An 18974-nucleotide genomic window follows, 5' to 3' on the forward strand; every position below is an offset into this window, starting at 1 on the left:
CTTTTTTATTTTGTAAAACTTAGTTTTACTATAGCTTCTGGGCGTTCGCAGTAAAGCAAAGGGCGACTTTCACTAATGATTGCATATCCTGCTCCGTTAGGTAGTTCTTCAGGTGCTGGTGAAAAAATAAGCGTTGGAGCTGTGTTAAATGCTTCTGTATGATTTGCTGTGCCATAAATAAACTTAAATATATCAGCATTATCAGGCACTGCATAAGCTTCGCCATCTTTTATATACTCAAGCATTTTGCCTTTTTCATTTTCATAATAACCTTGGTAAATCACATACTTTACACCATGGACTATCATTGCTACTTTATCATCATTTGAAAGTGTGGTGGCTTGATTTGTTTTAAATAAATCTTGAGTGGTAGCTAAATCATACACTGCTTGATAATACGATGGAGAGCATAAAATAGTATATTCATTATGTGAAGTGCCTAATTCTTTACATAGCACTTTATCAATTTCTAGTTTGTTTTCTAGTAAGTTTGACGTGGCTGTTAAAGTAATAGCGCTTGATTTGTTTTCAAGCTCAAATAAAACCCTACCATTACCATCTACAACACGACCAAAAATAGCACCAGCCGCCATATATTCAATAGTAGTTATAATTGATGTTTTTTGTTTGCCTAAAATTGAGCCTACTTTTTTGCTTAATGCTTCAAGTTGCAACTCACTTCCATCATATACACGAAATTTATTTAAATCACTTGTAGTTAATTTATCAATTAACGGATAGCGTGGCAAGAGAGCACTGATTTTTATCTCTTTGTTGTTTTGTGTTTTGATATGCTCGGCATCAGAACCAACTGATTTTAAAATAATACCTGCACCTTTTACGATACTAAGCTCTGCGTTTTCTCCCACGATATGCTCGGCGTTTTTAAAATATTTGTTTGTTAAAAACTGCTCACTAACTTTTATTTGCTCACTCGCACTTGTCATTGCATTTGTTGTAAATAATTTTAATAACTCTTCCATTCTTTCTCCTTATTATTGATAAATTAGATTTGATTTAAAAAATGCTGTTTTTATATCATTATGAACATCTACAAACTTCACAGCTCCAATTAGCATCGCTGTATAAATGCCATCAGATGTAGCGTTTTCGCATAAAATAGCGTGTTTTTCAGCTGTTGCTATGTTTAGCTCTGTTGCTTTTTGCCAAGTAGTACCTGTTAGGATTAAAGGTGAACCTATGGCTAATTCATCAGTAACTTTTAGCTCAATATCAGTTTTAAGCACATCTGTAACTAAAATATCAGTTAAGGTTGTTGGTTTTACATAAGTTTTATTCATCTTTTACTCCTGCTATCATTTTTGCCAAGTCTTTTTTTGGTTTTGGCTTGTTAGAGTTGGCGTAAGTGTTGTTTTGCTTTGTTATATCAGAGCTTTTTAGTGTGTTTAGATACTCTTTAAACCCTGCACGATTGCTTTTAGCGTAATTTAATGCCCAAGGTTTTTGGCTGTTTGCTACCAAGCCTTGCTTGATGCTATTTTCCACCATTTCTTCAGCATTTTCACCTTCTAGCTCACTTATTTTTGCTTCTAATTCAGCTACTTTTGTCTTTAGCTCTTCATTCTCTTTAACTAGCTCGGCGTTTTGTGCTTCTAGTTCAGCAAGTTTTTCTTGCAACTCATTTGTTTGCCCATCGCTATTTGCGACTTTTGCATTTTGCGACATCTTATCTCCTTTATTAAATTGATTTTCTTTACAACTAATTTCTCCAAGTTCAGTTAAAAATGGCGTATTTGTTAATGCTATGCTTTGAAGCGTAGTGCCGATGCCTTTGCCACTTACTCTATCAACACTATTAAACATAAAAACAGGACTTATATATTTATATTGTTTATTTTTAATAAGCTCACGTGCTTCATCACACCACTTTGGTAAAGCGTATAAAACGTTATCTTTTATATATAGCTCATCTACCCAGCCGATAGCAGGAGCTTTTTTGTTCTCTAAGCTTTCGTGTTCGTAATCAATAGGTATAGATAGCCCACTATTTTTAAAGTTTTCAATCATTTGCTCTAAATCAGTATGGCTTATCTCAAATGCACCAGCGTGATGACCTTTCCACTTGCCTACAACTGCAACTTTAATTTCTTTAGCTAACTCAAAGTTCATCTACTAATCCTGTGTGATTATTTTCTTGTAAGATAGTTTTAAATGTGCGTGAATATAGCACGATAAAGCCCAAGTCTGTTGCATTATCGTATTCTTTAGCAAGACTTAGCAAATCTACTTTAAAGCCATTGATAAAATAAGTATCAATTAATGCTCTTTCAATCTCGCTAAGCTTATCAAGTGCTTTATATTTACACTCTTCACGCTTTGCTCTTTGCTTGTTTGAAGTTTTAGAGCATACATATATTTTATATGTAATTTCCCTTTGACTTACATTTAAAAAGCTTTCATTTATAAAGTCAAAAAATACTAAGCATTCATCTTTATTAAAAAGTGCTTCAATTTTGTCTTTATCATTAAACTCACCTAAATAAGTTTTAATGTTAAATTCTTTTAAATGCTCTTTTAATGAGTTTTCATAAGCTTCTATTAAACTCAAAATCGCTCCTTTTTGTTTATTACGAGCGTGAGTTTAGACAAAAGCTTTATTTTTAGAAAATAATAATTTTTGTCAATTTTTTCTTAAAAATATGCGAAAAATGTTTTCCTTAATTTTAGCTTAATTTTATACTAGCATACGGCAAAAATTAAGGAGTAAGAGTGAAAGTTTTAAGGTATAAAAGATTTTTCAAAAATCAATATGGAACTTTTTCTAAAGTAACATTATTTGATGAAGATAAAAATATCTTAGCAAACTTTACTGGGCTTGAGTGCATTGGAGAGCCAACCAACGAAAGTGGGCTTAAAAGACCTATCAAGCCTAGCATTTATGCTGCTACTTGGATATGGTCTGCTAATTATTCTCCTGTATTAAAAATAAAAATACCACATGTTTATAGTGATGAATTAAGCAAAGAACGCTTGATAAGAATACATCACGGCTCGTGGTTAAGGGATACTATTGGTTGTCTATTACTTGGGCTTTGCTTTTTATATAACGCACAAGGCGAGATTATTGGTATAGGTAAAACTCGCTTAGCTATGAAAAAATTATATGAGTTAATAGGTGAGAATGACTTTATTGTGGAGGTAATAGATGAGAACTAAGTTTTATGCTGTAATTATAGTTTTAGTACTTTCAAATCTAGCTTTTTATTTTGTAAATAATGATTTATCAAAAGAAAATGAGCTTTTAAAAACTAAATTAAATGCTGCAAATATTAACTTAGATTTTCAAAACGAACGAATAAAAGCATTAAGCGTTGAGATAAAACCTACCGAAATTAAAGAGGTAGAACGCATTAAAAAGATATATGTAAAAGACAATACTTGTGAAGCTGAACTTAAAGCTTATAAGGAGCTTTTTAATGAGATTAATTAGTGTTTTTCTCGTTCTTTTACTTTTAAGCTCTTGTGCTAGTCAAAATCAAATTAAATATGTGAATGTGCCTGTGCAATGCAATGCAAAAATGCCATTAAAACCTTTGAAAAGTAAAAATGTAAATGAATTTGATTACGCAAAAGAAACATTGATATATCTAAGAGAGTGTGAAAGCACCCTAAAACAATGCTTAGGAGTAAAAGAATGAGAAAAGCATTAGAAAAAAATAGGCTTTTAATTGAAAAGCTTATTTTTTATGTCGCAATTGGTGTAGCTGGATATTTTTATGCTTGGGCGGTTGGCTTATGAGCGATGATAGATTTATTTATTATTGGCTTTGTTGTGTGTGCTTTATAGCTGCACTTACAAGCACTTATGAAAAGCATAAGCTTGATGGATTTAATGGTATATCAAGATTAAAAAGACTTTTAAGTGCTCTTAGCTCATCAATGCTTGCGGGTTATGTTAGTTTTGAATTTGCACTTTATTTTATACAAAATGAGCGATTAAGCGTTGCAATTGCAGGAATTGGTGCGTACATTGGAACTGAGATGTTAGAAAAACTACAAAGCATAGTTTTTAATTATATTGAGAAGAAAGGTAAATAATGAATTGCATAGGTATTGTTTGCGATGTAAAAGAAAATAAAGCTAGTGTTAAACTAGACAACGAATTAACAACTGATTATTTAGATGTAGTGCAACATTCAAGCAATGCAAATTCAATATCTTTTCAACCGATAAAAATTGGCGAACAAGTGCTAGTAATCGCTGTAAATGATGATATTAATTCAGGTGTAATTTTGCGTGGAATATATCAAGATAAACATAAATTAGATGCAAGTGATACTAAAGAATATGTAGAGTTTAGTGATGGCACTTGCATTTCATACGATACTGTAAACTCAACGCTAGATATAAATGTAGCTAAAACTATAAATATAAATTGCGTTGATTGTAATGTAATTTGTACTAATTTAAATGCAAATGCAAACACTACAACTATTACAAGCCAATCAATAAATTTAGTTGGGAATACAAATATTGCTGGTGGAATTAGCACAAGTGGTGCTGGTGGTAAAGCTGGAGCTTTTAGTATAAATGGTAGTTTAGAAATAAGTGGAGCTTTGAATGTAAAAGGAGTTTTAAGTGTAGATAAAAACATAAGCACTAAAGCAAGCATAATTGATAGTAAAGGTAACTTAACTAATCATACAAATAGTGGATATGGCAGGGATTAAAATGTATCTAACAAGTATTGAAAATAGCATAAAAGATATTTTATTAACCCCACTTGGTGCAAGAGTAATGCGTCCAAATTATGGCTCACGCCTTTTTGAGTTAGTAGATAAAAGAGTGGATGATGAGTATAAAGCAAAACTAACTCGCTATGTAGTTGAAGCAATTCATAAAAACGAACCTCGTGTAAGGGTTAAAAGGCTTAAATTTGAAAGCCTAACTAATCATAAATTATCTTACAAGATTGAGCTTAGTAGTGGAGAGCTAATAAATGTTGCTTGATAAAGTAGATTATGAGAAAATTTTAGATGAGTTAAAAATCATCGCAACTAAGGAGCTTGATGATGTTAAGCTACTTGAAAGCGATAGGTTATCAGCTCTTTTAGAATGTTACGCTTATCGTGAAGTTTTACTTAGATGTGAGATGAATGAAAAAACAAAATCACTTCTAATTAATTACGCAAAAGGTAGCGATTTAGATGAATTAGTCAAATTTTATAATATAAAAAGACTTGCAGGAACTAAACCAAAAGCTACAATTGAATTTAAGTTGAATACCATATTAGATGCTGATGTAATCATTCCAAAAGATGCAATTTTTCACTCAAACACAAGCGAAGTAGCAACGCTTGATGAAGATGTAATAATTAAGAGTGGTGAGCTTAGTAATGTAGGAGCAATTACATTAAATAAATACATAAAATCAAGCACTATTAAATGCGAATTACTACAAACTCCACTACCATTTTTAGTTGAATGCAAACAAAAAAATGATTTTAATGGCGGAGCTGATGCTGAAAGCGATGAAGACTTACGCACTCGTGCGATTTTAAGCCTTGAAAAGCCAAGCACAGCTGGAAGCACAAATGCTTATATATATCATACAAAATCAGCTAATGCAAAAATAAAAGATGTAAAAGTTTTAAATGGCGGTGCTGGTATTGTTCGTGTGATAATCAAAAGCGATAACGATGCAAATGCTTTAAGCGATGTAGTTAAAGCTTTGAACGATGAAAAGACACGCCCCTTGACTGATATAGTTAAAGTAGAAGAAGCTATCAAAAAAGAAATCATAATAAACGCAGTAGTTTATAAATATGATATGTTTAGCGAATATTTGCGTAAAGACTTAGAGTTAAAAATAAATGAGAATATAAGTTTAAGTGCAATTTATGAGTATTTGCACGATAGTTCAACGCAAAGCGTTGAAATAGACTTGAAAAATAATTTAACCACACTTGAAAACGAATACCTTTTCATTAAATTTAACTTCACTTTTAAAAGGGCTGAGTTATGAGAAATTATAAAAGCTTATTACCTAGCCATAAAACAAAAGATGAAAAAACACTTGAAAAGATTGGAGCTGATTTATTAGCTAAGTTTGATTTAAGTGTAATTGATAATAACCCAAAAACTTGCGATAAAAAATTATTAAAACACTTAGCATATCAATATGATGTAGATATAAATAATCTTAGCGAAAGTGAAGCTAGAAACTTACTTTCACAAGCTTTTTTAATTCATCGCTACGCTGGAACTCATTACGGACTTAAAAAAGCACTAACAAATTATGATGAAAATTTAAATGTAATAGATGACTTAGGCAATTATCAATTTAAATGTGTTTTAGAGCTAAAAAGCAATCTTGCAAATGAAAAACTTGAACACATAAATACACTTGTAAATAAATACAAAAATGTTCGTTCAATTTGCACTGGAATTGAAGTAAAACAAGCTACTGAATTAAACATAAAACTAGCACCTTTTATTTGTATAGGCAAAGTAATTAGCGTTTATCCAAAACAACCTAAAAACATAGTAATAGGCGGTGGCGTTGGTAGTGCTATAGCAGTGCATATTATTAACAAACAGGAGATAAGAAATGTATGAAACATTAATCACAAAGAAAGGTCAAGAGCTTTTAGCAAAAGCTTTAAGCACTAATACTCAAGTAGCATTAAAAGAAATACGCTTTAGCGATTATGCAGGTTCTATTAATGAAAATATGAATGTCTTAGCAAGTATTAAACATACTCAAGATATTACAAGTAATATGCAAGATACAAATAATGCTAATACTATTGTAATTGAAACATTAATCCCTGCAAATATCGGTGGCTTTTACATTGAAACTTTAGGCGTTTATACAAACAAAGGTGAGTTATTTGCATTAGCAAAAATTAACTCAACTTATAAGCCACTTTTAAATGAAAATCTAGCTACTGATTTACACATAAAATTATATTTGCAAGTAGGCAATGCTTCAAATGTTGTATTAAGCATAGATGAAAGTGTAGTACTAGCAAGTCGTGAGTATGTAAATGCTGAATTGCTTTTAATAAAAGATGAGTTTAAAAAATCACAAGGCTTACAAGATAATAAAATATCAGCACTTGAAAATAATAAAGCTGAAAAATTACAAGTATTTACAAGAGATGAAATTAATGTAAAACTAAATACTAAAGCTGATAAAACTACAACTTACACAAAAGTTGAAGTTGATAACAGCCAAACCACACAAAATACAACAATTAGCACAAATCATACAAGTGTATTAAATCAACTCGCACTTCAAAACACACAAATGAGTAAGCTAATGACCCAATGCCAAAACTTACTAACCAAAATTGAGCTGGGGGGGGGTAAAGTAGGTATGATATTTATGTATGCAGGTGCGACAATTCCTAGTAATTATATGCTTTGCGATGGTCGTGAATTACTAAAAACAGCTTACCCACAATTATTTAAAGTGATAGGTATTACTTACGGAGAAAGTGCTGACAAGCTTAAGTTTAAGATACCTGACTTGCGTGGTAAGTTTGTTCGTTGCGTTGGTGGTAATGCTGCAGCATTAGGCGTATCACAAGGTGATGCTATAAGAAATATCAAAGGAGATATGAAAGCTGCTAAAGAGTCTTGGGGAAATGCACAATTTATTGATGCATTGGATTGTACTGGTGTTTTTGAGGTAATTAAAGGTAACAAAAGCTGGACTGGAGATTCACAGTCAAATGCAAATCAGGCATGGGGAGTATCGTTTGATGTTAGTCGTGTTGTTCCAACCGCGAATGAAAATAGACCTGTGAATATGGCAATGAATTTTATTATACAAATTAAGGAGTAAAAAAAATGGAAGAAATACAAAGAAGTTTAAGTGAATTAATCACTAATCAAAGAGCAATGCTAGATGCTCAAAGTAAGCTACTAGCTAGTGTTTATGATAAGCAAGTAGTAGATAACAAGCTTAATGCTAAGCTTAATATTACTGATTTTACAGCTATTAAAAATGCTATGAATATGCACCTAAATCAAAAATCTTTTGTAGACAATGGTTATACAAAATTGCCTAACGGACTAATTTTGCAATGGATAAATGCGAACAATACAAAAGTATCAACTGAAGTAATAAAATTTCCTATAGCTTTTCCAAATAAAGTTTTAAGCGTTATTGCAAATTCAAAAGATAAAACAGATTCAGGTAGTAGTATTGGTGGTGGTTATGGCTCTATATTACATATTACAAATTATACAAATACACAAGTTGAAATTCATAAGACTTATTGGAATAAATATGCCACTAATTCAAATGTTATAGGTTCAATTTTTGCGATTGGTTATTAAGGAGCAATAATGTATGAAACATTAATCACAAAGAAAGGTCAAGAGCTTTTAGCAAAAGCTTTAAGCACTAATACTCAAGTAGCATTAAAAGAAATACGCTTTAGCGATTACTCAGGTTCTATTAATGAAAATATGAATGTCTTAGCAAGTATTAAACATACTCAAGACATTACAAGCAATATGCAAGATACAAATAATGCTAATACTATTGTAATTGAAACTCTCATTCCAGCCAACATCGGTGGTTTTTATATAGAAACTTTAGGCGTTTATACAACAAAAGGAGAATTATTTGCATTAGCAAAAATTAACTCAACTTATAAGCCATTGCTAAGTGAAAATTTAGCAACTGATTTACACATAAAATTATATTTGCAAGTAGGCAATGCTTCAAATGTTGTATTAAGCATAGATGAAAGTGTAGTTTTAGCAAGTCGTGAGTATGTAAATACTGAATTGCTTTTAATAAAAGATGAGTTTAAAAAATCACAAGGCTTACAAGATAATAAAATATCAGCACTTGAAAATAATAAAGCTGATAAAGCAGCTTTGAATAATTACTATACTAAAACAGAAACTTATACAAAAGCTGAGATTGATAAAAAAGATACAGACAAGTATAATGCTTTAAATAATGCTAAAGCTGATAAAACTACAACCTACACAAAAGCTGAAGTTGATAAATCGCAAGAAACACAAAATGCAAAGTCTTTAATAGAAACACTTAATCTAAAAACAATGATTGATAATTTAAAACTTGAAGTTACAAATCTTAAAAATGCTATGAATATGCACTTGGGGGGGGATTGGCATGATTTGTATGTTTGCAAGTAATAGTGTTCCTAGTAACTTTATAGTTTGCGATGGTCGTGAATTACTAAAAACAGCTTACCCACAATTATTTAAAGTGATAGGTATTACTTACGGAGAAAGTGCTGACAAACTTAAGTTTAAGATACCTGATTTGCGTGGTCGTTTTGTTCGTTGCGTTGGCGGTAATGCTGCAGCATTAGGTGTATCACAAAGTGATGCGATTAGGAATATTACAGGTAGCTTTTCTGGAGCATTAGAAAGTATAAGTAATTTAGAAAGCTTTTATGAATTTGATGGGGCTTTTTATATAGATAGAACAAAAGGAGTTTTCGGTCATGGTTCAGGAACAGATAGGGATAATGCTATTTATCGTTTTTCTGCTTCAAAAGTTGTTCCGACTGCTAATGAAAACCGACCAATCAATATGTCAATGAATTATGCAATACAAGTAAATTAAAAAAAGGAGAAACAATGATTTATGTAAATTATGATGAAAATACAAGAGAAATTAAAGCTTATTATGATGATGAGATAAGTGATTTTATACCTGAACCAAATTTTACAATAAGCGAAAAAGAACACTCACAAGCTTTAAGTATAAATGCTAATTATGTAACGAATGAATTGCGTTTAATTTATAAAGAAAAAGAGCTAAGCATAGATGAGTTGAAAGAGCTTAAATTAAACGAGCTAGAAAGTTTAAAATCATCAGCTGAGAATGCTGATATTTTATATAAAGATAAGTTTTATCAAGCAGATAGTAAAGCTAAAGAATTGCTAACTCAAAGTTTAGTTATTTTTAGCTCAGTTGGTGCAGTGCCTGATAATTTTGTTTGGAAAAGTAGTGATAACTATCTTAATATTTTTGGCTTAGATGATTTAAAAAATCTATCTTTATTAATAGCACAAAGATTACAAATAATCACAACTAAATACTGGACTTACAAAGAACAAATTAGAAATGCTGAAAATAAAGAAAGCTTAGATGTAATTAATTTGGAGTTTAACTAATGCAAAGAGTAGTAATAAAACCTTTTGATAAAGATAAATACGAATTAGCAGAGCCATATTGTTACGAATGTGGATTTGCTAAAGTTGAAATTAATAAAGGTTATCAAACAAACGGGGCAAATATTCCAAGAGTGTTTTGGTCTATCTACCCACCAAATAGCCCAGAGTATCTAAGTGCTGTGGTGGTGCATGATTTTTTATGCGATAAAGCATATCAAAACGATAAAAACTATGAAGACTTTATTTTAGCTGACAATATATTTTTTATTGCGTTAAAAGAACTAGGCGTTGATAAGTTTAAAAGTGGTCTATTTTACTTATCTTGTAAGACCTATCATTTTATGAAATATAAATTTTTAAGGAGGAAATAATGAGTGCAAATTTTGGTGTAAATGTAACCATTAGTGCTGAAGCTGCTCGTCCAATTAGTGTTCAAAGCAACACACCGATTGGGCTTGTTGGTACTAGCAACACACTTGATGTAGGCTTACATTTTTTTATGAGTATTGATGATGCGTTGAGCAAGTGTGGAAATGGCACTATTAAAAAAGATTTATTAGCTATAGATGAACAAGCAGTTAAAACTCAAATCATCTTAAGCGTATATGAAGATGATGAGATAAATACTATCACAAACGCTAAAGCAGCTATAAGCTTGTTTAAACAAGCTAAAGCTAAGTTTGATTATAGACCAAATTTACTTATCGCACCAATTTTAAGTGGAGAAGATGCTATAAAAAGTGAGCTTGAAAGCGTAGCAACTGCTCTTAAAGCAACTGCTATTATCGATTTAGCAGCTGAAAGTAGTGTGGATGCGATAGCTAAGATGAGAGAGTTTGGCTCTAAGCGTTTAATTGCAGCTTATCCATTTGTAAAGACTTGGAGTGATGAGCTAAATAGCTATGAATACACGCCACAAAGTGCAAGAATAGCTGGAATGATAGCTAAGACTGACGGAGAAAGCGAATTTGGTTACTCTGATAGTTATAGTAACCGCATAATGCTTGGCATTGCTGGAACTAAAGGCGATATTTATTATGAAATGGGCGAGTCTTGCGAAGCTGATGAACTAAGAAACGCTCATATTAGCACAATTATTCGTGAGCAAGGCTTTCGTACTTGGGGCGGTGAAACAAGTGATGTAGATACGATTTGGCAAGACCTAGCAAGAGTTAGAATATTTGACCGCATTAGTGAAGCGTGCCAAAAAGGTGTATTTTTTGCGATAGATAGAAAGGCTGATGAGCTTTATTTTGCTAAGCAAAGCGTAGAAGAACTTTTGCGAGGTCTGAAAGGTGCAAAAGTCTTACTAGGATATGAGCTAAGCTGGAGTGCAAAAAATACAAAAGCAACAATTACTGCTGGTAAGTTTTATTTAGATGTAAGAATGCAAAATAATCCAATCGTAAAGCAACTAACGCTTGATTTTATCTATACAGATAAGTTTGGCGATGAGCTTATGAGTATGTTAAGTGCGTAAGGAGTTTAAATGAAAAGAAAAATACCTGACATTATAAGTGATTTAAATGTGTTTGTTGGTGGTAGAGAATTTTTAGGAGTTTGCCCTAATTTTAAAATACCTGATATAACTCAAGTTATGGTAGAGCATAATGGGGCATTAAAGGGTAAAGTTGGTAGTGGCATTTATGAAGCACTTGAAATCACTTTCAAATTAAATGAACTTGATTTTGGTGTTTATACTGATTTTGCAGCAAATAATAATAAAACACATATCCCGCTTGCAATGCGTGAAAGTATTCATAAACAAGGCACGGGGGATTTACCACTTGCTGTGGAGCTTTTAGGAGAGTTTGAAAGTCTTGCTATTAATGAAGATAGTGTAGGAGCTACTAGAGAAATCACGCTTAAATTATATGCTGATGTATTTACTTTAAGACAAAACGGAAAGCCAATAATCGTTTATGATAGATTAAATAGCGTTTTTGTGATTGGTGGCGTAGATATGATGAGTGAAATAAGAAAGAATTTAGAGCTATAAAAAAAGGAGTAAAAATGTTAGGAGCAATTGAATTAAATGATTTAAAAATTGAAGTAAGAAAGCCTAAGATAAAAGACATAAAAGGACTTGATATATCTACTCAAGAGGGCATATTAGAGCTTAGCAAACGCTGCATTGTAGGACTTTCTCCAGCAGAGGTTAATGAGCTAGAACTTGCAGTTTTAGCTAAAGCTACAAAACTAGTAGATGAGTATATGGAAAAAAACTTATAGGCGGGCGTGATAAAATGCGTGAGAATTATCACGCCCTTGTTGGCATAGTAAGTAGGTTTTATCATTCAAGCATTGAAGTTGTAGAGAATTTAGTGCTTGATGATTTTAAAAAGTATTTTAATAACGTGCAAAATGCAGTGGAGCAGATACATTGAAAATATTAGATTTATTTAGTGGGATTGGTGGTATTAGTTTAGGCTTTTTAAGTGCAAACTTTAGTGAATATGATTTTAGCTTAAAACCTAACGAACAAAAAACAAAAAATGATGGATTTTTTAAAACTATTGCGTTTTGTGAGATTGAGCCGTTTTGCAAAAAAATCTTAGCAAAAAACTATCCTAACACAAAAATATATGATGATGTAAAGACCTTGCCACTTGATGAGCTACGGGGGGGGGTAGATATAATCACTGGTGGTTTTCCTTGCCAGGACTTAAGTGTAGCAGGAGGTCAAGCTGGGCTTAAAGGTGAGCGTAGTGGGTTGTTTTATGAAATGTTAAGAATTGCAAGAGAATTAAAACCTGATTACATTTTTTTTGAAAATGTTCCACAACTTTTATATAAAGGAGAATTATTTAATGAATTTGATACAAAAGTTCGTGAAAGTGGATACGAATACAAAGCTTTCATACTATCAGCTAAAGAATGTGCCTACTTGCACGAGCGAAAAAGAGCGTTTATTATTGCCTACCCCGCTGGCAAGCGATTGCTGGTCTCTTCAGCATTTTGGAAGCAAGTCGGAGTTAAAAGCATACGAGAACAAAAAACAGAAGAGATTATCAACTTTGCTCTTAATCTCCATAAAGACTTTAAGAAAGCACCAGAGCGAACAAGAGCATTTAGCGATACTTACACAAAAGTACGAACAAATGATGGGCTATCCGCTGAGCTGGACCGCATAAAAGCACTAGGTAATGCTGTAGTGCCTGAAGTTGTAAGTATTTTTGCAAGAGCTATAAAAGAAAATGAAAGATTGAAGGAGGTAAAAATGACTTAGCTAAGAACATGTATTTAATAAAAAGCAAGCAGTTAAAATAAATATAAAGGAGAATTTATGACAAGAGAAAGAAAAGAAGTTGCATTAGCGTTTATTCAAGCATTTTACACAAGAGAAGAGTTAGGCATAGATACAAGTGAGTATAAAGCTGACGATATTAGCGATGAGTTAGTGCTTTTAGTTGATGAGATTATGGATAAGATGGTAAAAAACAAAAGATTAATGTCAGCAGCTAGTTTTTTAAGTAGATTTATCAATTTTAATTCAGTAACACAAGTTGTAAGTTCACATTTTGTTGAAAATGATGGAGATTTAGATATGTTATTAGAAGACACAAGAAAAAGTTTTGCAGATGATAAAAAGCAAATGATGGCAAATTTCTTTACTCGTGGAGCATTACTTGCCTTGCTTGGTGGAAGAAAATCAGAAGTAGCTATGAAACTTTATGGCTTTTAAGCTTGTTGGTGGATTATTTCCACCAACTATCTAATTCTTTATAATTTTCACAAGCTAATTTATAACCACTATCACAAGAAAGCTTATAATACTTTAAAGCTTGTTTTTTATCTTTTTTATCTTTAGTATCAGTGTATAATAATTTATAATGTTTTCCTACCATAATGCAATATTTATTATTTAATTCACAAGATTTTACATAATAATCAAATTCTTTTTTTTCATCACTAAAAATAATTTTATTTTTTGGAGAATACTTAGAATAAAATTTAGCCAAAACCAAACAAGACTTAGCACTTTGTAACTCATCGCAACCTTTAAAAGCTACTTCAGCACTCTCTTTTAATTTTAAATAATCACTACTATCATATTTTTTATAATCCAAATAATTCTCACAAGATTTAGCATTGTTTTCTTTAATGCACTCATCATATAATCTTGCTTGAGTGTAATTTAGTGTGGGCTCAGTATCATAAATCCCCACCGCACCGCAAGCTAAAGCTAATATGCATAATGACAATAATTTTTTCATAAGCTCTCCTTTGCTTTAAAGTTCTTGTTATTTTAGCGTATTAGCTTTATATAAAAAGGTTATTTTATTATGCTTTATTTTTATAATTCATAATAATCAACTCTTTACTTTCTTTTCTAGCAACTGCACTATTTAAAGAATAGCTTACGCTTGTTTGCTTTATATTAAAATCTTTGTAAAGCTCTCTAATTAAAGAACAATCATTATAAGAAAGTATAAACTTGCCTTTAATTCCTTTTAGCAACTCACATAGTCTCTTATGCTCGTTTATGTCAAATCCACCTATATTTTTATAGTAGTCTTCTGTTCCCACATACGGAGGGTCAAGATAAAATAAAGCATCTTCATAATCATATTGCTTTAAAATATACTCATAGTCTTTGTTTTCAATGCTTACATTTTTAAACCTTTTTGAATACTCTTTAAAGTCTTTTACCAACCTTTTTGGCTTTCTTGTTTTGCTCATTGCAAATTGGCTTGTATTTGCACCAAATGAATTACTTATTAGATAGTAATAAAAGGCTGCTTTTTCTATGTCGTTTCTAGGTTTTAGATTTTTGTTTTTTATCATTTCAAATATCTTACGACTCACTAGCATTGATGATAAACATAGCGTTAAACTCTGAGGTCTATTTTTGATACACAAATGCAGATTAATCAAATCATCATTTATATCATTTACTACCTCAACCTTTGATGGTTGTTTTTGATAAAACACAGATAATGCCCCGCCAAAAACTTCAATGTAAGTTTTATGCTTTGGCATTAAAGCAATAATCTCTTTAGCAAGTTTGCTCTTGCCACCAATCCATGCAAAAGGTGCTTTTAAAGTGCTAGTTTTTAAGGAATTTAAGCATTTACTCATGCTATCTCCTTTTAAAATAAAATTTTTTTAGCTAGTTTTTAAAAGTTTGATTAAAATGTTGTCGCTAGTTTTTAAGGATGGTGAGGTTTAATCCTCACTATATTATAATATTTTATCTTAAACTTCTAATTTCTGCAATGATTTCGCCTATTATCATATACTCTCCATGCGAATAAAATACATCATTATAAGCTGTGTTTATGGAGCGTAAGATACAGCCATCATCTTGCATAAAAACTTGCTTTACAAAAAGTCCATCAATGGTATTTACAGCATAGATGTTTGAGTTTTTATACGCTTTTTGCTTATCACATAATAATATAGAATTACTTTTGATAACTGGCTCCATGCTGTCACCATAACAGGTAATCAAATCACATTTTTTAGCTTTAAAACGGCTTAGTAATTTATCATCTATGATAATATCTTCACTCTCTAAATATTCGTTGTATCCACCACCGCCAAGTGAAGCATTAGTTTTGTATAGCTTTAGGATACGATATGTGCTTTCGCATTCTAAAGTATTTTTAGGCGATGTGCCATAAAAAAAGTAATTGATGTTTATATTTCGCTCGTGTAAGAAATTGAGAATTTGTTTATAAGGTATAGCGTTTCTAAACTTCATTGAATTAAAAGTGTCAGGGTGGATTTTAAGAGCATTTGCTATGTCTTTTGCTTTTATGTTTGTTAAACCTTCGCTTGATAATATATCTTTTAGTTTTTCAATGATTTCTTCCATACTTAATCCTTATATTTTATATATAAAGAATTTAAGCATAAATATTGCAAAATAAAAGAAAAGCTTTTATTTTAAAAGCTTTTTAAAGGGCTTTTAAATATCTTTTATTTGATTTATTTTTTTGAAGCTTTGGCATTCTTTGATTGTAAAATAATTATACTGAATTAAAATTATTAAAATCATTCATTTTATTTTACTACTCATCAAAACTCCTTTAATTAAAAATCATATAATTTAACACTATCATTTTTACATTATTTTTGTTAAAAATATATAAGTTTAATTTAAATTTTAATTTTAACTTAATAAATATTATCAAAATATGCGAAGTTTTCTTAAACGCATTATTAAGATTATTTTAAGTTTATTTTATCAATTTAATTTTATTTAAAAAATAACTTGAAACTGCGTTGCATTAGAGTTGCAATGAGTTTTTGCCAAGTGTATTTTTTTAAGTTTATTTTAATATTATTTTTGAAAACTTAAACCACATTCAAAATCGTAACAATGCTAATTCATGGGCTTTGCAATATAAATTCAATTTTGTGCGTTTTGTGAAGTCAGAGAGAAATTATATATGTTACATGTGCGTGGTTTTGTGCATTAGTTTTTACGATTGTAAAAGCTCTTTAAAATCCTATTATATAAAGCTTTAAGCAACTTTTATAATCAATTATTTTTTTAAAAATTCGCCACATTTTGTGTGTAACATATACATATACCCCTTACAAAATCTATTATTTGTATATTTTTAGGATTTTGTACAATATCAATAATTGTAGGATTTTTTACATTTTCATTTAATTTTATAAGCCCTATATTTTCTAAAATTCTAAGTGCAATTTGCATATTCATAGCATCGTTCATTATTGCAATTCTTGCATTTTGTGGAATTTCTTCAATATTTTTATATTTTAAAGAATAAAGCCCTATACCCGTATAATAACCATAAGGCTTAACCATCACTAAATCTCCACCCTTACTAGTATTATAATTTTCTATAAATTTTTTATGCTGACCTAATGAAATATCAACTTCTTCACTATTACAAGCCTCAAGGCAAACTGGATTTGCATCAAGTAAAATAAATTCACTTTTATAGCCTTTACTTTCAAAAACAGGCTTAATAGCATCATAAGTTACTTTTGAAATCACAGTTCCACCGACTTTTATGACTTTTTTATCTTCATTTGAACAAGCTATTAGCAAAAATGCCAAAAGCAACAAAATACCTTTAAATATTCTCATTTTTTCTCCTTATTTAAGTTTGTAATAAATAATTTTGCTTATTTTTTCTATTAAAAAAACTATAATTATCAAAATAAAAACTATAAAATACATTATCATCTCATCATATTGTTGATAACCATAAGCAAGTGCAACTGCTCCTAAACCACCAGCACCAATAGCTCCTGCCATAGCACTCATATTTAGCATATTTACAAGCATTATTGTGTAGTTAGAAATTAAAGTCGGTAAGGATTCAACTAATAAAACCTTAAAAATAATTTGTAAATTTGTAGCACCAAAAGATTTTGCTACTTTTATTAAATCCTTATCAATGGTATTAAACGAATTTAAAGTCATTCTAGCTGCAAAAGGAGTACACGCTAATGTAATTGTAAAAATAGCTGCATTTACACCAATTGAAGTGCCTATAAAAAATTTTGTTATAGGAGTAATTGCCACCATTAAAATAAGGGTGGGAAATGATCTTATTAAATCAGTAAATTTTTCTGCTAAGAAAAATATAATTTTATTGGGCTTTAAACCATCTGGTTTAGTGATAAACATTAAAATTCCAAGTAAAAATCCAAAAAAAACTGAAAAAACAAATGAAAAAAATATCATTTTTAAAGTTACTAAAATTGATGGAATAATTAATATATTCATATATTCAAATAATCTTGTATCACCAAACATTATCATCCTTTTGTTTATAAGTAATATCTAGACTTTTTAATAAATCTAAAAAAGTATTTTTATCAATCTCATTTATTGAAATATTAATTTGCATAGTAGAAGTATTATTAAAATGATGATAATTAGTACTTATAATTTCATAAGGATTATTTAAAATTTTTGATAAATCATAAAATATTTGCGTATACTTTTCATAATTTTTTATATATAAACTAAACTCTAAACCTGATTTATTAAGCCTAAAATCATCATTTAAGAAAAATTCACTGGCACTAAATAGATTAGATATCTCGCCATTTTTTATATAATAAATTTCATCACAAATTGCCCTTACCACATTCATTTCGTGAGTTACTATAATTATTGTTATATTTAGTTTTTCATTTAATTCTTTTAATAGTTTTAATATTGATTCAGTAGTGCCTTCATCAAGTGCTGATGTACATTCATCACATAATAAATACTTAGGCTCTAACGATAAAGCCCTTGCTATTGCTACTCTTTGTTTTTGCCCACCACTTAATTCATTAGGTTTTACATAAAGTTTATCAAAAAGCCCTACTAGTTTTGCAAGTGATTTTACTTTTAAATCAATTATATTTTTATCATATCCCCAACACTGCATAGGTAAAGCAATATTATCATAAACATTTTTTCTTGATATTAAAATATAATTTTGAAATATCATACCTATATTTTTTCTAGCTATTCTTAGTGCTTTTTCATCTAAAGTATTGATTAATTGATTATCTATATAAATTTCACCACTTTGAAATTTTTCTAAGCCATTTATACAAGATAGTAATGTAGATTTTCCTGAGCCACTTTTGCCTAAAATTGCACAGATTTTACCATCATTTATTTTAAAGGATATATTGTTTAAAATTTTATTATTATTGTAAAATTTATTTAAGTTTTTTACAACTATCATTGATTTCCTTACGCCAATTTGTATGCATAACAAAACAAATTATAACAGCAAACAATAAATATGAGATTTACTCATTTTCCCTAATCACTATTTTAAATTCTTTATTTTTTTTCATCGTTTTACTCAAACATACGAAATTTATACTAAGCAATAAAATTTTATAAA

The 18974-nt window shown here is 30.2% G+C and carries 30 protein-coding genes; 20 read left to right on the plus strand and 10 right to left on the minus strand.

Annotated elements, in window-relative coordinates; genetic code table 11:
- Positions 1–5: 5 nt before the first annotated feature.
- The 4 genes from AVBRAN9334_RS07000 to AVBRAN9334_RS07015 are packed head-to-tail and all read right to left on the minus strand — an operon-like array spanning position 6 to position 2569.
- The gene (locus tag AVBRAN9334_RS07000; RefSeq protein WP_336607368.1) at positions 6–983 is read right to left on the minus strand and encodes a major capsid protein; all 978 of its coding nucleotides are present in this window, start codon (positions 981–983) and stop codon (positions 6–8) included.
- A gap of 12 nt (positions 984–995) precedes the next feature.
- Entirely contained in the window at positions 996–1301 is a 306-nt protein-coding gene (locus tag AVBRAN9334_RS07005) for a hypothetical protein (protein WP_336607369.1), read from the minus strand.
- Positions 1294–2130 (minus strand): phage protease, encoded by an 837-nt coding sequence (locus AVBRAN9334_RS07010; protein WP_336607370.1) that lies wholly within the window; start codon positions 2128–2130, stop codon positions 1294–1296. The genes AVBRAN9334_RS07005 and AVBRAN9334_RS07010 overlap by 8 nt, the downstream gene beginning before the upstream one ends.
- On the minus strand, positions 2120–2569 hold the full coding sequence (locus AVBRAN9334_RS07015; RefSeq protein WP_336607371.1) for a hypothetical protein: 450 nt from the start codon (positions 2567–2569) through the stop codon (positions 2120–2122). The genes AVBRAN9334_RS07010 and AVBRAN9334_RS07015 overlap by 11 nt, the downstream gene beginning before the upstream one ends.
- A 161-nt stretch (positions 2570–2730) precedes the next feature.
- Between AVBRAN9334_RS07015 and AVBRAN9334_RS07020 the strand changes: the two genes are divergently transcribed.
- From AVBRAN9334_RS07020 to AVBRAN9334_RS07115, 20 genes are all read left to right on the plus strand, one after another.
- Positions 2731–3177: a DUF5675 family protein gene (locus tag AVBRAN9334_RS07020; RefSeq protein WP_336607372.1), complete on the plus strand. Its 447-nt coding sequence runs from the start codon at positions 2731–2733 to the stop codon at positions 3175–3177.
- Complete coding sequence (locus AVBRAN9334_RS07025; protein WP_336607373.1) at positions 3167–3451, plus strand: hypothetical protein; 285 nt, start codon at positions 3167–3169, stop codon at positions 3449–3451. Before AVBRAN9334_RS07020 ends, AVBRAN9334_RS07025 begins: the two co-directional genes overlap by 11 nt.
- Positions 3438–3659, plus strand: coding sequence for a hypothetical protein (locus tag AVBRAN9334_RS07030; protein WP_336607374.1), 222 nt, complete (start codon positions 3438–3440; stop codon positions 3657–3659). The genes AVBRAN9334_RS07025 and AVBRAN9334_RS07030 overlap by 14 nt, the downstream gene beginning before the upstream one ends.
- A 97-nt stretch (positions 3660–3756) precedes the next feature.
- Positions 3757–4059 (plus strand): hypothetical protein, encoded by a 303-nt coding sequence (locus AVBRAN9334_RS07035; RefSeq protein ID WP_336607375.1) that lies wholly within the window; start codon positions 3757–3759, stop codon positions 4057–4059.
- Entirely contained in the window at positions 4059–4691 is a 633-nt protein-coding gene (locus AVBRAN9334_RS07040) for a phage baseplate assembly protein V (protein ID WP_336607376.1), read from the plus strand. Before AVBRAN9334_RS07035 ends, AVBRAN9334_RS07040 begins: the two co-directional genes overlap by 1 nt.
- Entirely contained in the window at positions 4678–4971 is a 294-nt protein-coding gene (locus tag AVBRAN9334_RS07045) for a GPW/gp25 family protein (protein ID WP_336607377.1), read from the plus strand. Before AVBRAN9334_RS07040 ends, AVBRAN9334_RS07045 begins: the two co-directional genes overlap by 14 nt.
- Positions 4961–5986, plus strand: coding sequence for a baseplate J/gp47 family protein (locus tag AVBRAN9334_RS07050; RefSeq protein ID WP_336607378.1), 1026 nt, complete (start codon positions 4961–4963; stop codon positions 5984–5986). The genes AVBRAN9334_RS07045 and AVBRAN9334_RS07050 overlap by 11 nt, the downstream gene beginning before the upstream one ends.
- Positions 5983–6579 carry a phage tail protein gene (locus AVBRAN9334_RS07055; RefSeq protein WP_336607379.1) on the plus strand — a complete coding sequence of 199 codons (597 nt, stop codon included), beginning with the start codon at positions 5983–5985 and terminating at the stop codon, positions 6577–6579. Before AVBRAN9334_RS07050 ends, AVBRAN9334_RS07055 begins: the two co-directional genes overlap by 4 nt.
- On the plus strand, positions 6572–7813 hold the full coding sequence (locus AVBRAN9334_RS07060) for a phage tail-collar fiber domain-containing protein (protein WP_336607380.1): 1242 nt from the start codon (positions 6572–6574) through the stop codon (positions 7811–7813). Before AVBRAN9334_RS07055 ends, AVBRAN9334_RS07060 begins: the two co-directional genes overlap by 8 nt.
- Positions 7814–7818: 5 nt before the next feature.
- Complete coding sequence (locus AVBRAN9334_RS07065; RefSeq protein WP_336607381.1) at positions 7819–8310, plus strand: gp53-like domain-containing protein; 492 nt, start codon at positions 7819–7821, stop codon at positions 8308–8310.
- Positions 8311–8319: 9 nt separating this feature from the next.
- On the plus strand, positions 8320–9144 hold the full coding sequence (locus tag AVBRAN9334_RS07070) for a phage tail-collar fiber domain-containing protein (protein WP_336607382.1): 825 nt from the start codon (positions 8320–8322) through the stop codon (positions 9142–9144).
- A complete protein-coding gene (locus AVBRAN9334_RS07075) occupies positions 9122–9580 on the plus strand; it encodes a phage tail protein (RefSeq protein WP_336607383.1) in 459 nt (152 codons plus the stop codon). The genes AVBRAN9334_RS07070 and AVBRAN9334_RS07075 overlap by 23 nt, the downstream gene beginning before the upstream one ends.
- Before the next feature lie 14 nt (positions 9581–9594).
- Positions 9595–10134: a DUF4376 domain-containing protein gene (locus tag AVBRAN9334_RS07080; RefSeq protein ID WP_336607384.1), complete on the plus strand. Its 540-nt coding sequence runs from the start codon at positions 9595–9597 to the stop codon at positions 10132–10134.
- Positions 10134–10505, plus strand: coding sequence for a DUF1353 domain-containing protein (locus AVBRAN9334_RS07085; RefSeq protein ID WP_336607385.1), 372 nt, complete (start codon positions 10134–10136; stop codon positions 10503–10505). Before AVBRAN9334_RS07080 ends, AVBRAN9334_RS07085 begins: the two co-directional genes overlap by 1 nt.
- Positions 10505–11614 carry a phage tail sheath family protein gene (locus AVBRAN9334_RS07090; protein ID WP_336607386.1) on the plus strand — a complete coding sequence of 370 codons (1110 nt, stop codon included), beginning with the start codon at positions 10505–10507 and terminating at the stop codon, positions 11612–11614. Before AVBRAN9334_RS07085 ends, AVBRAN9334_RS07090 begins: the two co-directional genes overlap by 1 nt.
- A 9-nt stretch (positions 11615–11623) precedes the next feature.
- Complete coding sequence (locus AVBRAN9334_RS07095; RefSeq protein ID WP_336607387.1) at positions 11624–12133, plus strand: phage major tail tube protein; 510 nt, start codon at positions 11624–11626, stop codon at positions 12131–12133.
- A gap of 14 nt (positions 12134–12147) precedes the next feature.
- Positions 12148–12366: a hypothetical protein gene (locus tag AVBRAN9334_RS07100; protein ID WP_336607388.1), complete on the plus strand. Its 219-nt coding sequence runs from the start codon at positions 12148–12150 to the stop codon at positions 12364–12366.
- Positions 12367–12380: 14 nt separating this feature from the next.
- Positions 12381–12521 (plus strand): hypothetical protein, encoded by a 141-nt coding sequence (locus tag AVBRAN9334_RS07105; protein ID WP_336607389.1) that lies wholly within the window; start codon positions 12381–12383, stop codon positions 12519–12521.
- The gene (locus AVBRAN9334_RS07110) at positions 12518–13363 is read left to right on the plus strand and encodes a DNA cytosine methyltransferase (RefSeq protein ID WP_336607390.1); all 846 of its coding nucleotides are present in this window, start codon (positions 12518–12520) and stop codon (positions 13361–13363) included. Before AVBRAN9334_RS07105 ends, AVBRAN9334_RS07110 begins: the two co-directional genes overlap by 4 nt.
- 57 nt (positions 13364–13420) lie before the next feature.
- Positions 13421–13819: a hypothetical protein gene (locus AVBRAN9334_RS07115; RefSeq protein WP_336607391.1), complete on the plus strand. Its 399-nt coding sequence runs from the start codon at positions 13421–13423 to the stop codon at positions 13817–13819.
- Positions 13820–13832: 13 nt separating this feature from the next.
- Here AVBRAN9334_RS07115 and AVBRAN9334_RS07120 read toward each other — a convergent pair whose 3' ends face one another.
- The 6 genes from AVBRAN9334_RS07120 to AVBRAN9334_RS07145 form a co-directional block, all read right to left on the minus strand.
- Positions 13833–14351, minus strand: a complete 519-nt coding sequence (locus tag AVBRAN9334_RS07120; protein ID WP_336607392.1) for a hypothetical protein — start codon at positions 14349–14351, stop codon at positions 13833–13835.
- Positions 14352–14418: 67 nt separating this feature from the next.
- Entirely contained in the window at positions 14419–15216 is a 798-nt protein-coding gene (locus tag AVBRAN9334_RS07125; RefSeq protein WP_336607393.1) for a DNA adenine methylase, read from the minus strand.
- Positions 15217–15328: 112 nt separating this feature from the next.
- A complete protein-coding gene (locus tag AVBRAN9334_RS07130) occupies positions 15329–15955 on the minus strand; it encodes a S24 family peptidase (RefSeq protein WP_336607394.1) in 627 nt (208 codons plus the stop codon).
- A 681-nt stretch (positions 15956–16636) separates the two neighbouring features.
- Positions 16637–17203 (minus strand): MetQ/NlpA family ABC transporter substrate-binding protein, encoded by a 567-nt coding sequence (locus tag AVBRAN9334_RS07135; protein ID WP_336607395.1) that lies wholly within the window; start codon positions 17201–17203, stop codon positions 16637–16639.
- A gap of 9 nt (positions 17204–17212) precedes the next feature.
- Positions 17213–17878 (minus strand): ABC transporter permease subunit, encoded by a 666-nt coding sequence (locus AVBRAN9334_RS07140; protein WP_336607396.1) that lies wholly within the window; start codon positions 17876–17878, stop codon positions 17213–17215.
- Positions 17868–18809, minus strand: coding sequence for a methionine ABC transporter ATP-binding protein (locus AVBRAN9334_RS07145; RefSeq protein ID WP_336607397.1), 942 nt, complete (start codon positions 18807–18809; stop codon positions 17868–17870). Before AVBRAN9334_RS07145 ends, AVBRAN9334_RS07140 begins: the two co-directional genes overlap by 11 nt.
- Between the last annotated feature and the right edge of the window lie 165 nt (positions 18810–18974).

Source organism: Campylobacter sp. RM9334 (assembly GCF_020138145.1).
GTDB lineage: Bacteria > Campylobacterota > Campylobacteria > Campylobacterales > Campylobacteraceae > Campylobacter_E.

Excerpts from the sequence above, each read along its gene's own strand:
- AVBRAN9334_RS07090 (WP_336607386.1), top strand. The coding sequence starts at position 10,505 with ATGAGTGCAAATTTTGGTGTAAATGTAACCATTAGTGCTGAAGCTGCT.
- AVBRAN9334_RS07000 (WP_336607368.1), bottom strand. The coding sequence starts at position 983 with ATGGAAGAGTTATTAAAATTATTTACAACAAATGCAATGACAAGTGCG.
- AVBRAN9334_RS07080 (WP_336607384.1), top strand. The coding sequence starts at position 9,595 with ATGATTTATGTAAATTATGATGAAAATACAAGAGAAATTAAAGCTTAT.
- AVBRAN9334_RS07145 (WP_336607397.1), bottom strand. The coding sequence starts at position 18,809 with ATGATAGTTGTAAAAAACTTAAATAAATTTTACAATAATAATAAAATT.
- AVBRAN9334_RS07125 (WP_336607393.1), bottom strand. The coding sequence starts at position 15,216 with ATGAGTAAATGCTTAAATTCCTTAAAAACTAGCACTTTAAAAGCACCT.
- AVBRAN9334_RS07115 (WP_336607391.1), top strand. The coding sequence starts at position 13,421 with ATGACAAGAGAAAGAAAAGAAGTTGCATTAGCGTTTATTCAAGCATTT.
- AVBRAN9334_RS07070 (WP_336607382.1), top strand. The coding sequence starts at position 8,320 with ATGTATGAAACATTAATCACAAAGAAAGGTCAAGAGCTTTTAGCAAAA.
- AVBRAN9334_RS07140 (WP_336607396.1), bottom strand. The coding sequence starts at position 17,878 with ATGTTTGGTGATACAAGATTATTTGAATATATGAATATATTAATTATT.
- AVBRAN9334_RS07030 (WP_336607374.1), top strand. The coding sequence starts at position 3,438 with ATGAGATTAATTAGTGTTTTTCTCGTTCTTTTACTTTTAAGCTCTTGT.
- AVBRAN9334_RS07045 (WP_336607377.1), top strand. The coding sequence starts at position 4,678 with ATGGCAGGGATTAAAATGTATCTAACAAGTATTGAAAATAGCATAAAA.
- AVBRAN9334_RS07065 (WP_336607381.1), top strand. The coding sequence starts at position 7,819 with ATGGAAGAAATACAAAGAAGTTTAAGTGAATTAATCACTAATCAAAGA.
- AVBRAN9334_RS07135 (WP_336607395.1), bottom strand. The coding sequence starts at position 17,203 with ATGAGAATATTTAAAGGTATTTTGTTGCTTTTGGCATTTTTGCTAATA.
- AVBRAN9334_RS07010 (WP_336607370.1), bottom strand. The coding sequence starts at position 2,130 with ATGAACTTTGAGTTAGCTAAAGAAATTAAAGTTGCAGTTGTAGGCAAG.
- AVBRAN9334_RS07050 (WP_336607378.1), top strand. The coding sequence starts at position 4,961 with ATGTTGCTTGATAAAGTAGATTATGAGAAAATTTTAGATGAGTTAAAA.
- AVBRAN9334_RS07095 (WP_336607387.1), top strand. The coding sequence starts at position 11,624 with ATGAAAAGAAAAATACCTGACATTATAAGTGATTTAAATGTGTTTGTT.
- AVBRAN9334_RS07025 (WP_336607373.1), top strand. The coding sequence starts at position 3,167 with ATGAGAACTAAGTTTTATGCTGTAATTATAGTTTTAGTACTTTCAAAT.
- AVBRAN9334_RS07040 (WP_336607376.1), top strand. The coding sequence starts at position 4,059 with ATGAATTGCATAGGTATTGTTTGCGATGTAAAAGAAAATAAAGCTAGT.
- AVBRAN9334_RS07130 (WP_336607394.1), bottom strand. The coding sequence starts at position 15,955 with ATGGAAGAAATCATTGAAAAACTAAAAGATATATTATCAAGCGAAGGT.
- AVBRAN9334_RS07060 (WP_336607380.1), top strand. The coding sequence starts at position 6,572 with ATGTATGAAACATTAATCACAAAGAAAGGTCAAGAGCTTTTAGCAAAA.
- AVBRAN9334_RS07005 (WP_336607369.1), bottom strand. The coding sequence starts at position 1,301 with ATGAATAAAACTTATGTAAAACCAACAACCTTAACTGATATTTTAGTT.
- AVBRAN9334_RS07100 (WP_336607388.1), top strand. The coding sequence starts at position 12,148 with ATGTTAGGAGCAATTGAATTAAATGATTTAAAAATTGAAGTAAGAAAG.
- AVBRAN9334_RS07085 (WP_336607385.1), top strand. The coding sequence starts at position 10,134 with ATGCAAAGAGTAGTAATAAAACCTTTTGATAAAGATAAATACGAATTA.
- AVBRAN9334_RS07035 (WP_336607375.1), top strand. The coding sequence starts at position 3,757 with ATGAGCGATGATAGATTTATTTATTATTGGCTTTGTTGTGTGTGCTTT.
- AVBRAN9334_RS07105 (WP_336607389.1), top strand. The coding sequence starts at position 12,381 with ATGCGTGAGAATTATCACGCCCTTGTTGGCATAGTAAGTAGGTTTTAT.
- AVBRAN9334_RS07055 (WP_336607379.1), top strand. The coding sequence starts at position 5,983 with ATGAGAAATTATAAAAGCTTATTACCTAGCCATAAAACAAAAGATGAA.
- AVBRAN9334_RS07120 (WP_336607392.1), bottom strand. The coding sequence starts at position 14,351 with ATGAAAAAATTATTGTCATTATGCATATTAGCTTTAGCTTGCGGTGCG.
- AVBRAN9334_RS07075 (WP_336607383.1), top strand. The coding sequence starts at position 9,122 with ATGATTTGTATGTTTGCAAGTAATAGTGTTCCTAGTAACTTTATAGTT.